This is a genomic window from Pseudomonas sp. IT-P218, assembly GCF_949767605.1.
Classification (GTDB): Bacteria; Pseudomonadota; Gammaproteobacteria; order Pseudomonadales; family Pseudomonadaceae; genus Aquipseudomonas; species Aquipseudomonas putida_AE.
In genome coordinates, this window is record NZ_CATKQQ010000044.1 from 15,533 (window position 1) to 29,042 (window position 13,510).

11 protein-coding genes are annotated in these 13,510 nt (G+C 62.1%); 8 read left to right on the forward strand and 3 right to left on the reverse strand.

What is annotated here, in order from left to right; genetic code table 11:
- Positions 1-146: 146 nt before the first annotated feature.
- The 3 genes from ACM6I6_RS20510 to ACM6I6_RS20520 all read right to left on the reverse strand — a co-directional run bounded on the left by ACM6I6_RS20510 (position 147) and on the right by ACM6I6_RS20520 (position 2,490).
- The gene (locus ACM6I6_RS20510; protein ID WP_414920646.1) at positions 147-518 is read right to left on the reverse strand and encodes a translation initiation factor Sui1; all 372 of its coding nucleotides are present in this window, start codon (positions 516-518) and stop codon (positions 147-149) included.
- Positions 519-849: 331 nt separating this feature from the next.
- Positions 850-1,419 (reverse strand): NUDIX hydrolase, encoded by a 570-nt coding sequence (locus tag ACM6I6_RS20515; protein WP_414920647.1) that lies wholly within the window; start codon positions 1,417-1,419, stop codon positions 850-852.
- 3 nt (positions 1,420-1,422) lie between these two features.
- Entirely contained in the window at positions 1,423-2,490 is a 1,068-nt protein-coding gene (locus ACM6I6_RS20520) for a DUF2333 family protein (RefSeq protein WP_274077481.1), read from the reverse strand.
- A gap of 402 nt (positions 2,491-2,892) precedes the next feature.
- Between ACM6I6_RS20520 and ACM6I6_RS20525 the strand changes: the two genes are divergently transcribed.
- The 8 genes from ACM6I6_RS20525 to ACM6I6_RS20560 all read left to right on the forward strand — a co-directional run bounded on the left by ACM6I6_RS20525 (position 2,893) and on the right by ACM6I6_RS20560 (position 13,406).
- On the forward strand, positions 2,893-4,563 hold the full coding sequence (locus ACM6I6_RS20525) for a response regulator (RefSeq protein WP_274077482.1): 1,671 nt from the start codon (positions 2,893-2,895) through the stop codon (positions 4,561-4,563).
- 1,269 nt (positions 4,564-5,832) lie between these two features.
- Positions 5,833-6,561 (forward strand): methyl-accepting chemotaxis protein, encoded by a 729-nt coding sequence (locus ACM6I6_RS20530; protein ID WP_406591829.1) that lies wholly within the window; start codon positions 5,833-5,835, stop codon positions 6,559-6,561.
- Between the two features lie 193 nt (positions 6,562-6,754).
- Positions 6,755-8,497 (forward strand): protein-disulfide reductase DsbD, encoded by a 1,743-nt coding sequence (locus ACM6I6_RS20535; RefSeq protein WP_414920648.1) that lies wholly within the window; start codon positions 6,755-6,757, stop codon positions 8,495-8,497.
- Between the two features lie 132 nt (positions 8,498-8,629).
- Positions 8,630-9,082, forward strand: coding sequence for a type II 3-dehydroquinate dehydratase (aroQ, locus tag ACM6I6_RS20540; protein ID WP_274077485.1), 453 nt, complete (start codon positions 8,630-8,632; stop codon positions 9,080-9,082).
- Between the two features lie 48 nt (positions 9,083-9,130).
- Positions 9,131-9,595 carry an acetyl-CoA carboxylase biotin carboxyl carrier protein gene (gene accB, locus ACM6I6_RS20545; protein ID WP_034149717.1) on the forward strand — a complete coding sequence of 155 codons (465 nt, stop codon included), beginning with the start codon at positions 9,131-9,133 and terminating at the stop codon, positions 9,593-9,595.
- 17 nt (positions 9,596-9,612) lie between these two features.
- Entirely contained in the window at positions 9,613-10,971 is a 1,359-nt protein-coding gene (gene accC / locus ACM6I6_RS20550) for an acetyl-CoA carboxylase biotin carboxylase subunit (RefSeq protein ID WP_034149716.1), read from the forward strand.
- Between the two features lie 284 nt (positions 10,972-11,255).
- Positions 11,256-12,134, forward strand: a complete 879-nt coding sequence (prmA, locus tag ACM6I6_RS20555) for a 50S ribosomal protein L11 methyltransferase (RefSeq protein WP_274077486.1) — start codon at positions 11,256-11,258, stop codon at positions 12,132-12,134.
- Between the two features lie 30 nt (positions 12,135-12,164).
- The gene (locus tag ACM6I6_RS20560; RefSeq protein ID WP_414920649.1) at positions 12,165-13,406 is read left to right on the forward strand and encodes a DUF3426 domain-containing protein; all 1,242 of its coding nucleotides are present in this window, start codon (positions 12,165-12,167) and stop codon (positions 13,404-13,406) included.
- Positions 13,407-13,510 lie beyond the last annotated feature (104 nt).

Below are 13,510 nucleotides of genomic sequence, written 5' to 3' on the forward strand. Positions count from 1 at the left end.
GGTTCGTCAACGAAGGGATAGACCTCGCCGACCGCAGTGAGTTTAGAAACCGGTCATGAACAGGCTCTGTGAAAACCATGGTGACGACGCCAGACCTGCAGGTGGGCAGGTCTGGATCAAGCCGCGGGTGGTTTTCACAGAGGCTGCTAGCCGCCGGACTTCTTCGCCTTGAAACCGTGCTTGATCAGTTCAGCCAAGAGTAGCTCGACATGATCGCCCTGGATTTCAATGATCCCGTCTTTCAACGCTCCACCGGTACCACAGCGCTTTTTCAACGTCGTGGCCAGTTCCTTGAGCGCGTCTTCCGTCAACGGCACGCCGGTGATGGTGGTCACCGTCTTGCCGCCACGGCCCTTGCTTTCGCGACGCACGCGAGCGATGCCGTCGCCGGCCGGGATAACGGTCTGTTTGCAGATGCAGGCGTCCACCGGTTTACTGCAGTCCGGGCAATGACGACCTGCGTCGGTGGAAAATACCAGGCCACCAAGGGCGGCGAAGGATGCGGCTTTTTTGGCCACCGGCAATCCTCTTGGGAGGACAAAGACTGGTCGCGGCAACCTGGGCAGGTGCCATCGACCGCGAAGCCCCACTCAGGCAGGGGCAGCGCTACTGAAACGGTACAACATTGCTGAAACGCAATTGCTCACGAACGATGACGCCAACTGTAGGAGCGAGCTTGCTCGCAATGGACGTCAACGATAATGCGGGTAATCGGGTTACGCGTCGTCCTTGCGTTCTTCGCGAGCAAGCTCGCTCCTACAACAACAACCAGCAATACCGGTTCAGTTTGAAAAGGTCGCGCAGTGTAACGGCAAAAACGCCGATTGCTAAGAGCCAATCGGCGCCAATTTATGCCTCTTTTGCGACGTCTTCGCCACGGGCACGAAGATAGCGCTTCAAGGCGGCCAAAGAGTCCGGGCAGTAAGGCTTTTGCTCGATATCGCGCAGCACTTGCTCAACGGGCATGAAGCACGCTTCCAGCACCTCTTCCGGTTGCAGGACCAGCGGGCCGTCCCACACGGCCGAAAACGCCGAACACCAGAGTCGATTGCCAGTGTCCTCGAAGAAAAAGTGGTCATGCACGGTCAACTCCACCCCGCTCACGCCCAGCTCTTCTTCAAGCTCCCGAGCGGCCGACTCCGCGTAGGTTTCGCTGGCGAGCACCATGCCGCCCGCCGCCACGTCCCAGTAACCCGGGTAGATCGCCTTGCTCAGGGTGCGCCGGTGCACGCAGAGCTCACCGGTGGAGTTGAACAACATGATGTAGGTGCCGCGCCCGATCAGCCCCCGCTCGCGCAGGTCGGAACGCACCAGTGCGCCGAGCAGGTTGTCCTGCTCGTCGACCCAGGCGATCTGCTCGGCATCCGAGGCCGCCCGATGGGCGGCCTCGAGCGCGTTATCGATGGAGCTATCGGCCATGGCTCAGCCCTGATTCAGCAATTGACGCAAATCGATCACGGCGGCGTTGGCCCGGGAAATGTAGTTGGCCATTACCAGCGAGTGGTTTGCCAGCACGCCGAAGCCGCTGCCATTGAGGATCATCGGGCTCCAGACCGCTTCCTGCGACGCTTCCAGCTCACGAATGATCTGGCGCACGCTGACCGTGGCGTTCTTCTTGGCCAGCACATCGGCGAAGTCGACTTCGATGGCGCGCAGCAGGTGGGACAAGGCCCAGGCCTGGCCGCGGGCTTCGTAGAACACGTTGTCGATCTGCAGCCATGGGGTTTCGACGATTTCTTCGTCGACCTGCGGCACCTGCCCCGGCGTAATGACCTCGGTTTTCAGCGCGGTGTTGAGCTTGACCCGACCAACGCTGGCCGACAGCCGTTGCGACAGCGAACCCAGGCGGGTACCGACGTCACCCAGCCAGTTGTTCAGGTTGTCGGCACGGGCAAAGAACAACGCGCTCTTCTGGTTCGGATCGGACAGGCGAGTCTGATAACGGGTCAGGGAGTTGATCCCTTCCTGGAACTCGGACTCACTGGAAGGCAGCACCCAGCTTTTATTGTCGAAGTTGAAACGCGGCTCGGCCTTGGCCAGGTCGGCGTCCTCGGTGGACTGCGACTGCGAGCGGGCGAAGTCTTTACGCAGCGCACGGCTCAGGTCGCGCACCTGCACCAGCACGCCATATTCCCAGCTCGGCATGTTGTCCATCCACAGGCCCGGCGGCAGGCGGTCGTTGGAAATGTAGCCGCCTGGCTTGTTCAGCAGGGTACCGGCGACGCTCTTGAGGGTTTCCACCGTGGTGTAGCCGACCACCATCTGCTTGCCGTCCCGTTCGGCAGCAAGTTGCGCATTCTGCTGTACCGGAAACAGGTCAGGTTCCGCGCTCCAGTACCAACCCAGAGCAATCGTCACCAGCAGGTAGATACCAATCAGTGTGGCCAGCGCCCGGCTGAAAAACAGGCCGCCCAGATAACTGCGGGTAGCCGACTTCGGTTCAGCGGCACGTTCAGGCGCGCTACCGGCGCGGTTTTTCCAGTCCAGCATGGCGATATCCTTTCAATTACTTGAGTTCATCGTTTCGACCACAACCATACAACAACGTGCCTTTGCCCGGCACCCGCGGATGGCTTTACAGCGAAATTTATCCAATGCCTTCTAAGGGAATCCCTTAGCCCATAAAAGACGAAAAACTGCCTGGCTTCCAGCAACGGATACGTGACCCGCGCAGCCCGGTGCCAACAACCTCAGGACTCAACTCGAAGCCGGCCAAACCCGTGGCTGACGGGACCTTTGCAAGTATCAGCAGCCAATTGGCGACCGACCAGTCAGAAACTAAATAGATGGATGCCCAAGATTATTAACGTACGACACTCATGTAACAGAAAAGAGATGCTAGCATAGAGCCACCAGTCGACCTCAGCTTGCCCCCTAACTAGTAGTCAGGATATGACCGAGCCAGAAGAGCCCAGCCGCGAGCGCCTCAAGCACCACTTTGCCCAGCGGGTAATTCATCAAGCACGTCAGGTTCTTGAGATATGGCAGCGCCTGCAGCGCACTGAATGGTCGACCCAGGAACTGGCGGAACTGAGCGAGGCCAACCTGCGCCTGCTGCGTTTCGCCGAACGCTTCGAACAACCGGAACACTCACAGCTGGCGCGCCACATCGGCCAGTCCCTGGAGGCTGTCGACGCCAATCGCGGACGCCTCAGCAGCGGCCTGATCAGCGACCTCAACCGGTTGATGCAACGCCTGTCGCGCACCGGCCTGCGCCATGGCGACCAGCTCGACCAGACGTTCCTGCCGCCGTTACGCAAACCGATCTACGTCATGCTGCAGGATCATGACCGTGCCGAGCGACTGGCCAAGCAGCTGGAGTTTTTCGGGCTCAGCGCCCAGTCCCTGGAGAGCGTGGCGGCCTTCCGCTCCTCGATGGTCGAGCGCCTGCCAGCGGCCATCGTCATGGACGTCGACTTCAGCGGCCCCGGCGTCGGCCTGAAACTGGCGGCCGAAGCCCAGGAAGGTCTCGACCAGCGTTTGCCGCTGCTGTTTTTCAGCCTGCATGAAACCGACACCCCGACCCGCCTCGCCGCCGTGCGCGCCGGCGGCCAGGAGTTCCTCACCGGCACCCTTGAAGCGTCGAGCCTGCTGGAAAAAATCGAAGTCCTGACCTGCGTCGCCCAGTACGAGCCGTATAAAGTGCTGATCATCGACGATTCACGCGCCCAGGCCTTGCACACCGAACGCCTGCTCAACAGTGCGGGGATCATTACCCGGACCCTGATCGAGCCGATCCAGGCCATGGCCGAGCTGGCGGACTTTCAACCGGACCTGATCATCCTCGACATGTACATGCCGGCCTGCACCGGTACCGAACTGGCCAAGGTGATTCGCCATAACGACCGTTATGTCAGCGTGCCGATCATTTACCTCTCGGCCGAGGACGACCTCGACAAGCAACTCGACGCCATGAGCGAGGGCGGCGACGACTTCCTCACCAAACCGATCAAGCCACGGCACCTGATCACCACCGTGCGCAACCGGGCGGCACGGGCTCGCAACCTCAAGGCGCGAATGGTACGCGACAGCCTCACCGGCCTGTACAACCACACGCATATCCTGCAATTGCTTGAAGACTGCAGCTTTCGCGCTCGCCGCGAGGGCAAGCCGCTGAGCTTTGCGATGCTCGACATCGACCACTTCAAGCGCGTCAACGACAGCCACGGCCACCCCATGGGCGACCGGGTGATCAAGAGCCTGGCGCTGTTCCTCAAGCAACGCTTGCGCAAGACCGACTTCATCGGCCGCTACGGTGGTGAAGAGTTCGCTATTGTCATGCCCGACACCGACCTCGAAGCGGCCTGCAAAGTGCTCGACGAAATCCGTCAGCGTTTTGCCGAAATTCATTATCCCGCGCAACCCCAGGATCTCTGGTGCACGTTCAGCGCCGGGGTGGTGGATCTGTGCGAAGACTCTGACAGCCTGCTGATGGCCAGCCAGGCGGACGAGGCGCTGTACCGTGCCAAAGGCGCGGGACGCAACCGGGTGCAGGCCGCCCGGCCTTCAAGGCAAAGTGCCACTTTTTTATCGGAAGAGACCGATACGGTCACAACCCTGTAACAGAAACGCAATAACTTCAGGCACTTACCATTCCGCCTTTGGTAGTCCTTGATGCGCCTGAAACTGTTGACCAATCTCAACACCCTTCTTTTGGTGGCCGTGTGCGTGGCCCTTGGAGCGACACTCTGGTGGTCGCAAAAGGCCCTCGAACGCCCCTATCTGTTGATGGAGCGCTACTTGGGGTTGTCCCAACAGTTCCAGAGTGACGTGGCGCGCAACATTGTCGATTACCTCGCCAGCGGCGATGCGCTGCGCTTGAGCAGCGCCAGCCAGGCCATCGACACACTGCACAAGGAACTCGACGAGTTGCCACCGGCCCTGGCGGACACCTTGCGCCCGAGCCTGACCAACCTGGACGAATTCGGCAAAACCGATCTGCTGGCCGCCGGCAAGCTCGCGGGCGATCCGCAGGCCCTGCTCCTGCAGGCTGAACGAGAGCTGGGCGCCAGCCTTGATCAACTCAGCCAGTACGCCAGTGGCAACGCGAGCTACCTGACCCCACTGCTCATGGCTTCCCAGCACCTGGGCAAGCTGTCGCTGGCTCGGGACAAACTGGTCAGCAGCGGTCGCAGCGAACTGGCCGCCGATGTCGAGCGCGAAGTCGCCAACATCCGCAGCCAGGCCGAACAACTGGACGCCCTGCCGTTGTTGGGCGTGGCGGCCAGCGGTGAATCGAACACCGATGATTTCGCTGCGATGATGGGCCTGGAAAACACCGAGAAAGCCGCGGCCGAAGATGCCGGCGTCGGCTTCAAGCGTGAGCTCAACAGCCTGCTCAGCCGTTACCCGGCGGAACTGGCGCGCACTCGCGAGCAAATCCACAAACGTGCCGAACTCAGCGCCGCGACACACTTGAAAATCGCCGCCGTGCAACAGGCCATCGCCGGGCTGGAACCGGTGGTGCGCGCCCAGCACGGGCAGATCCAGAGTGAAGTGCGGCTGATGCAGGGGGTGATGATCGGCCTGATTCTGCTGATCGCCCTGCTGATCGACACCCTGCAACGCAAACTGGCGCGAACCCTGACCAGACTCTCCCCGGCCCTGTCGACCTGGGCCGAAGGCGACTTCAGCCGCGACATTCAGCTGGGCAATACCAACCGCGAACTGCATGACATCGAAGCCTCGCTCAATCGCCTGCGCGCCTATCTGGTGGACCTGGTGGGGACCATTCGTCTCAACGCCGAACAGGTCGCCGGCAGCAGCCGAACCCTGGCCGAGCTGAGCAATGACCTGCACAGCGGCGCCGAACACCAGGCCGGTGACACAGCGATGATCCGCGACTCCCTGGGCGAACTGGAAGCGACCATCCAGCAAGTGGCCGGCGACGCCAGCCAGGCCGCCGATGCCAGTCGCCATGCCGGCCAGGCGGTCGAACACGGCCAGCGAGTCATTGGCCTGAGCCTCACCGGCCTGCATGCGCTGGTGGGAGAGGTGCAAGGCAATGCGCAGATGATCGAGCACCTGGCCGAAGAGTCCGCGACCATCGGTGGCGTGCTGACGGTGATCCGCTCGATTGCCGACCAGACCAACCTGCTGGCCCTGAACGCCGCCATCGAGGCGGCCCGGGCCGGGGAAATGGGCCGCGGCTTTGCCGTCGTGGCCGAAGAGGTGCGCTCGCTGGCACAACGCACCGCCGGGGCCACGGCCGAGATCCAGACCCTGATCGCCGGCCTGCAGAGCGCAGCGCGTCAATCGGTCGAAGGCATGCGCGCCCAGGTCGAACACGCCGAAGCCACCGCCAACCAGGCCCAGGCGGCGGACGGTGCATTGGATAAGATCGTCGGGGCGATCCAGACCATCTCCGACACCGCGGTGCGCATCGCCGATGTCACCGCCCAGCAGAGCGGTGCCGTCAGCGAGATTCGCGATCACAGTGAGCGTATTCACCAACTGGGTGGGGATAACCTGCTGCGTATCGGCCAGGGGCGCGAGCAAGGGGAGAATCTGTTGGTGTTGGGTGGGCGATTGCATACAGCCGTCCAGGCTTTCCGCGTCTGACAGGCCGCCATCGCCAGCAGGCTGGCTGGCTCCCACAGGATAAGGGCCGTCCACAGATCTTTTGGGCACTATCAATATTTGTGGGAGCTGGCCTGCCGGCGATAGCGTCGGAACATGCACCATAGGATTACCCGCACTGCACACCCGTCCACTGTCCGCTATCATCCCCCCAATTCCGATACGCGAGATCGTCATGCGCCGTTTGCTTTGCCTGCTGCTTCTAGTGCTCGCCCTGCCGGCCACCGCCGCCGGGTTGCTGGAGAGTCGCCCCAGTTCGACCCTGGGCTCGATCAACAACAGCGCCGACTTCCTGCCGGTGCGCGAAGCCTTTCAGTTGAGCCTGGTGGACAGCACACCGCAATCGATCAAATTGCGCTTCGTCGCCACCGAGGGTTATTACCTTTACCGGCATCGCTTCCAGTTCCGCGCCGACCCGGCCGATGTCAGCCTCGGCCCGGCACAATTGCCCAAGGGCGAACAGAAACACGATGAGTACTTCGGCGACGTCGAGGTCTACCACGGCGTGCTCGATGTGGAACTGCCGCGCACCGACCAACGCGCCTTCACGCTGATCGTGACCTACCAGGGCTGCGCCGACAAAGGCCTGTGTTATCCACCCGAAACCGAACGCCTGAGCATCGACGGCAGCGGCCAGAGCACCAACCAGGCCTGGAGCTGGCGCGAACTGGCGCTGTTTTTCCTGGCCGGCCTGGGCCTGACCTTCACCCCCTGCGTGCTGCCCATGCTGCCGATCCTTTCCGGGGTGGTGTTGCGTGGTCAGGTCGGCGGCTGGCGTGGTTTCAATCTGTCGTTGGCCTATGTGTTGCCGATGGCCGCCTGTTTTGCCTTGCTGGGCGCACTCATGGGCCTGTTCGGCGCCCAGCTAAACCTGCAGGCGCGCCTGCAATCGGCCTGGGTGCTGGTGCCGTTCGCGATGTTTTTTGCGCTGTTCGCCCTGGCCATGTTCGGCGTCTTCGAACTGAAACTGCCCCACGCCATCAGCAGTCGGCTGGACCGCATTGCCGGCCGCACCGAAGGCGGTTCGCTGTGGGGCGCTGCAGTATTGGGCGTGGTCTCCAGCCTGCTGGTTTCGCCTTGCGTCTCGGCACCGCTGGCCGGTGCCCTGCTTTACATCAGCGCCAGTGGCGATGCGCTGGGGGGCGGCCTGAAGCTGTTCATGCTCGGCCTGGGCATGGGCGCCCCGCTGTTGCTGGTAGCCACCGGCGGCGCCGCCTGGCTGCCGAAAAGCGGGCCCTGGCTGATCTACGTGAAAAATGCGATAGGCGTGCTGTTGCTGGGGCTGGCGATCGGCTTGCTCAGCCGGGTCTTGCCGGGGCAGATCACCTTGCTGCTCATCGGCCTGCTGGCCGCTGGCGTCGGCTTGTTCCTGGGCGCACTGGAGTTCGTCTATAAACCGCCGCGAAAGCGCCTGGGGCAGTTGCTCGGGATGTTCCTGCTGTTTTATGCGCTGTCCTGTTGGTACGGCGCCTTCAGCGGTCAGACCGACCCGTTCAACCCGATCGCCCAGCCGTCCATGGTGGTTGGCAACGAGCCCACGCAACAGCCCAGCGCCTGGCAAAGCATCACTACCCCGGCAGAACTCGACCGCGTGCTCGCACAAGCCCAGGCGTCCGGGACCCCGCTGCTGCTCGACTGGTACGCCGACTGGTGCATCAGCTGCAAAGTCATCGAACGCCAGGTGCTTGACGACGCGATCGTCGTCGAACGCCTCAAGGGCTATCGCCTGGTGCGCTTCGACATCACCGCCAGCAACACCGAACAACGCGCCCTGCTGGATCGCTACAAGCTGTTCGGCCCTCCGGCGTTGATGTTTTTCGGCAAGGACGGTGTCGAACGCGCCGATGTGCGAGTGATCGGCGAAATCAATGCGGCGGACTTCGCCGAACGTGTCGCCAGGGCGAATGACCGGATTTAATCACGCGGTCATATATTTCGCGCAAACATCGGTCATCGTGCTGGCTATTGCAGAGAACTGGACAGTCACAAAGGCTTTGCGGCATAGTCGCCGGGTTCTGACAAATGCACACGGATAACCAAGGAACAGTCGATGGCCACGCTACTCGTATTGCACGGACCCAACCTGAACCTGCTCGGCACCCGCGAACCGGGCACCTATGGCGCCACGACGCTGGCGCAGATCAACCAGGACCTGGAACGCCGCGCCCGCGAAGCCGGCCACCATTTGCTGCACCTGCAAAGCAATGCCGAGTACGAATTGATCGACCGCATCCATGCCGCCCGCAGCGAAGGCGTGGACTTCATTCTGATCAACCCAGCAGCTTTTACGCATACAAGTGTCGCATTACGTGACGCGCTGCTGGCGGTGAGCATCCCATTCATCGAAGTGCATTTGTCTAACGTGCACAAACGCGAACCTTTCCGCCATCACTCCTACTTCTCCGACGTAGCGGTGGGAGTGATCTGCGGCCTTGGCGCCAGCGGTTACCGACTGGCCCTGGAGGCTGCACTAGAGCAGCTTGAAAAACAGGCTACAGCTTGAACTACAAGCGTTAAACGCCCCTGACCGACCCTTGGGAGTTGATGATTCATGGATATCCGTAAAGTTAAGAAACTGATCGAATTGCTGGAAGAGTCCGGCATCGACGAGCTCGAGATCAAGGAAGGCGAAGAGTCCGTACGCATCAGCCGTCATAGCAAGACCCCGGCTCAGCAGTACTACGCACCGGCTCCAATGCCTGCTCCAGCTGCCGCGCCTGTCGCTGCCGCCGCTCCGGCTGCCGCTGCCGCCCCTGCTGCCCCGGCCGCGCCAGTGCTGAACGGCACCGTTGCCCGTTCGCCAATGGTCGGTACGTTCTATCGCAAGTCTTCGCCAACCTCGCCGTCCTTCGTGGAAGTCGGCCAGACCGTGAAGAAAGGCGACACCCTGTGCATCGTTGAAGCCATGAAGATGATGAACCACATCGAAGCTGAAACCAGCGGTGTGATCGAATCCATCCTCGTCGAAGACGGCCAGCCGGTTGAGTACGACCAACCGCTGTTCACCATCGTTTGAACCGCGGAGAGCCTTTGATGACTGCGAAGTTGGAAAAAGTTCTGATCGCCAACCGCGGTGAGATCGCACTGCGGATTCTGCGCGCCTGCAAAGAGATGGGCATCAAGACCGTCGCCGTTTATTCCAAGGCTGACAAGGAACTGATGCACCTGGGCCTGGCAGACGAGTCCGTCTGCATCGGTCCGGCATCGGCCGCCCACTCCTACCTGCACATCCCGGCCATCATCGCCGCGGCGGAAGTGACTGGCGCTACCGCCATTCACCCAGGCTACGGTTTCCTCGCGGAAAACGCCGACTTCGCCGAACAGGTCGAGAACTCCGGCTTCGCCTTCATCGGCCCGAAAGCTGAAACCATCCGCCTGATGGGCGACAAGGTTTCGGCCAAGCACGCGATGATCGCCGCTGGCGTTCCAACCGTTCCGGGTTCCGACGGCCCGCTGCCGGAAGACGAGGAAACCGCTCTGCGCATCGGTCGCGAAGTGGGTTATCCGGTGATCATCAAGGCCGCTGGCGGCGGTGGTGGTCGCGGCATGCGCGTCGTGCACAAGGAAGAAGACCTGATTTCCTCGGCGAAACTGACCCGCTCCGAAGCGGGCGCAGCGTTCGGCAACCCGATGGTCTATCTGGAAAAATTCCTGACCAACCCGCGCCACGTGGAAGTCCAGGTCCTGTCCGATGGCCAGGGCCACGCCATCCACCTGGGCGACCGCGACTGCTCGTTGCAACGCCGTCACCAGAAAGTTCTCGAAGAAGCGCCGGCACCGGGCATCGACGAGAAGGCTCGCCAGGAAGTCTTCGCCCGCTGCGTCAAGGCGTGCATCGACATCGGTTACCGTGGCGCAGGTACTTTCGAGTTCCTGTACGAGAACGGTCGCTTCTACTTCATCGAGATGAACACTCGTGTCCAGGTAGAGCACCCGGTTTCGGAAATGGTCACCGGTATCGACATCGTCAAGGAGATGCTCAGCATCGCCGCCGGCAACAAGCTGTCGTTCACCCAGGATGACGTGGTCATCCGCGGTCACGCGCTGGAATGCCGGATCAACGCCGAAGACCCGAAAACCTTCATGCCGAGCCCAGGCACGGTCAAGCACTTCCACGCTCCAGGCGGCAACGGCGTTCGCGTCGATTCGCACCTGTACAGTGGTTATGCCGTTCCGCCGAACTACGACTCGTTGATCGGCAAGCTGATCACCTACGGCGCAACCCGTGACGAAGCCATGGCGCGCATGCGCAATGCGCTGGACGAGATCGTGGTCGACGGGATCAAGACCAACATCCCGCTGCACCGCGACCTGACCCGCGACGAAGGCTTCTGCAAAGGGGGCGTGAACATTCACTACCTCGAGCACAAGCTGGCTGGCGAGAAGCACTAAGCTTCGACCCGATCGACAAGGCCGCCTTCGGGCGGCTTTGTTGTTTCTGAACGTTTCATCAAGCAACACACATCCCCTGTGGGAGCGGGCTTGCTCGCGAATGCGGTAGCACATCCAACATGGATGCCGACTGACCCACCGCTTTCGCGAGCAAGCCCGCTCCCACAGGGTATGTGTTGATGCTTGGGACCAAGCCACTCCCACAAAAGCCCCGCGCTCGCGTAAACTTGCGCGCTTCTCGCAGCCCGCTAGGCTGCAATCAATATTTTTCAAAGGTGCCCGCCATGCCTTGGCTGCAAGTACGCCTCGCCATCAGCCCAGAACAAGCCGAAACCTACGAAGACGCTTTCCTTGAAGTGGGCGCCGTGTCGGTGACCTTCATGGACGCCGAGGACCAGCCGATCTTCGAGCCTGAACTCAACACCACGCCGCTGTGGTCCCACACCCACCTGCTGGCGCTGTTCGAAGGTGGTACCGAGCCTGGCCCGGTACTGGCCCACCTTGAGTTGCTGACTGGCGGCCCGCTGCCCGAGCATCACAGCGAAGTGATCGAAGACCAGGACTGGGAACGCAGCTGGATGGACGGTTTCCAGCCGATGCGTTTCGGTCAGCGCCTGTGGATCGTGCCGAGCTGGCACGCCGCCCCCGAGCCAGACGCGGTAAACCTGCTGCTGGATCCGGGCCTGGCCTTCGGCACCGGCACCCACCCGACCACCGCACTGTGCCTGGAATGGCTCGACGGCCAGGACCTCAAAGGCTGCAACGTGCTGGATTTCGGCTGCGGCTCGGGGATCCTGGCCATTGCCGCCCTGCTGCTGGGTGCCAAAGAGGCCGTGGGTACCGACATCGACGTCCAGGCACTGGAAGCCTCCCGCGACAACGCCGGGCGCAATAACATCGCCGATGAATTGTTCCCTCTGTATCTGCCGCAAGATTTGCCGCAGGTCCAGGCCGATGTGCTGGTGGCCAACATTCTCGCCGGCCCGCTGGTTTCCCTGGCGCCGCAGCTGTCGGGACTGGTCAAGCCGGGTGGTCGACTGGCGCTGTCGGGCATCCTCGCCGAGCAAGGCGACGAAGTGGCCGCCGCCTACGCCAAGGACTTCGATCTGGACCCGATCGCCAATCGCGATGGCTGGGTGCGCATCACTGGCCGTCGGCGCTAGAATGGGCGTCTGCATCTACCGGATTGCCGCATGACCGACAGCTTCGTCACCCAGTGTCCGCATTGCCAAACCAGCTTCCGCGTCAACCATGCCCAATTGAGCGTGGCGCGCGGGGTTGTTCGCTGTGGCTCATGCCTGCAGGTGTTCAACGCCGCCAAGCAACTGCTGGAGCAGGCCGGCAAGGAAGCCCCCGTGCCGACGCCGGCACCCCGGGAGACTGTCGAACCGCCACAGCCGCGCGCCATCAGTCAAAAACAATGGAGCGCCGCCGAGCTGGACCTGGACAGCCTCGACCTGGACGAGGAACTCGCCCGGCTTGAACAGCGGGAAATCCAGCCGACCACCGAGTTCGGCCGGCACCGCGAAGACACGCTCAGTGCTCGCCGCGACAGCGCCGAGCACGACGAAGCCTCCTGGCCCGACAGCCTGTTCAGCGAATCGGCTGCCGATCGCGCCCAAGCGGCCGACACACTTGATACCCTCGAGACGCTCGACGCACTGGATACCCCGGAGCCACCGAGCGAGCCGAGCAAAACCGAGCGCACCGAGCCGTCGCTGTCACTGGAACCAGTGGATCTGGACGATGAACCGCAGCCCCCGCAACTGCGCCTGAACGATCCGCTCGACACCCCAGCGCATCACCCACGCCTGACAGCAACCGAAGCGATCGACGACGACCTGCCGTCGATCGAGCCGCCACGCAAGCGCAGCGAACCCGGGGTTCGTGCAGAAGTGCTGCAGGACCTGACCGACGACCCATTGCAACTGGACTGGCAAAAACGTCGCTCACCCTGGGGTCGCCGGCTGCTCTGGCTATTGTTGGTACTGCTGGGCGCCGGCGCACTCGTCGGCCAGTATGTCGCCTATCATTTCGACGAACTGGCGCGCCAGGACCAGTACCGCCCCTGGTTCCAGCAACTGTGCCCGCAAATCGGCTGCACGGTGCCCTCCAAGGTCGACATCGCGAAAATCAAGAGCAGTAACCTGGTGGTCCGAAGCCACCCGGAGTTCAGTGGCGCCCTGGTGGTCGATGCGATCATCTACAACCGTGCCACCTTCTCGCAGCCCTTCCCGTTGCTGGAGCTGCGTTTTGCCGACCTCAATGGCCACCTGATCGCCAGCCGCCGCTTCAAACCCGGCGAGTACCTCAATGGCGACCTCGAAGGCCGGGTGGAAATGCCTCCGCAAACGCCCATTCACATCGCTCTGGACATCCTCGACCCAGGCGCCAAGGCGGTGAATTACAGCCTGAGCTTCCATTCGCCCGAGTGAATCGATTCACTGGCCGGCGATTGACGACGGCTTTCTGACTTTGCCCGCGCGGACCAAACCGCTGGCGATAACAGAATAACTGTTCAGATTTTGTTCAATTCAGC

Coding starts and splice junctions, on each gene's coding strand:
- prmA (WP_274077486.1), top strand. CDS start 11,256: ATGCCTTGGCTGCAAGTACGCCTCGCCATCAGCCCAGAACAAGCCGAA.
- ACM6I6_RS20520 (WP_274077481.1), bottom strand. CDS start 2,490: ATGCTGGACTGGAAAAACCGCGCCGGTAGCGCGCCTGAACGTGCCGCT.
- aroQ (WP_274077485.1), top strand. CDS start 8,630: ATGGCCACGCTACTCGTATTGCACGGACCCAACCTGAACCTGCTCGGC.
- accB (WP_034149717.1), top strand. CDS start 9,131: ATGGATATCCGTAAAGTTAAGAAACTGATCGAATTGCTGGAAGAGTCC.
- ACM6I6_RS20515 (WP_414920647.1), bottom strand. CDS start 1,419: ATGGCCGATAGCTCCATCGATAACGCGCTCGAGGCCGCCCATCGGGCG.
- ACM6I6_RS20530 (WP_406591829.1), top strand. CDS start 5,833: ATGATCCGCGACTCCCTGGGCGAACTGGAAGCGACCATCCAGCAAGTG.
- ACM6I6_RS20535 (WP_414920648.1), top strand. CDS start 6,755: ATGCGCCGTTTGCTTTGCCTGCTGCTTCTAGTGCTCGCCCTGCCGGCC.
- accC (WP_034149716.1), top strand. CDS start 9,613: ATGACTGCGAAGTTGGAAAAAGTTCTGATCGCCAACCGCGGTGAGATC.
- ACM6I6_RS20560 (WP_414920649.1), top strand. CDS start 12,165: ATGACCGACAGCTTCGTCACCCAGTGTCCGCATTGCCAAACCAGCTTC.
- ACM6I6_RS20525 (WP_274077482.1), top strand. CDS start 2,893: ATGACCGAGCCAGAAGAGCCCAGCCGCGAGCGCCTCAAGCACCACTTT.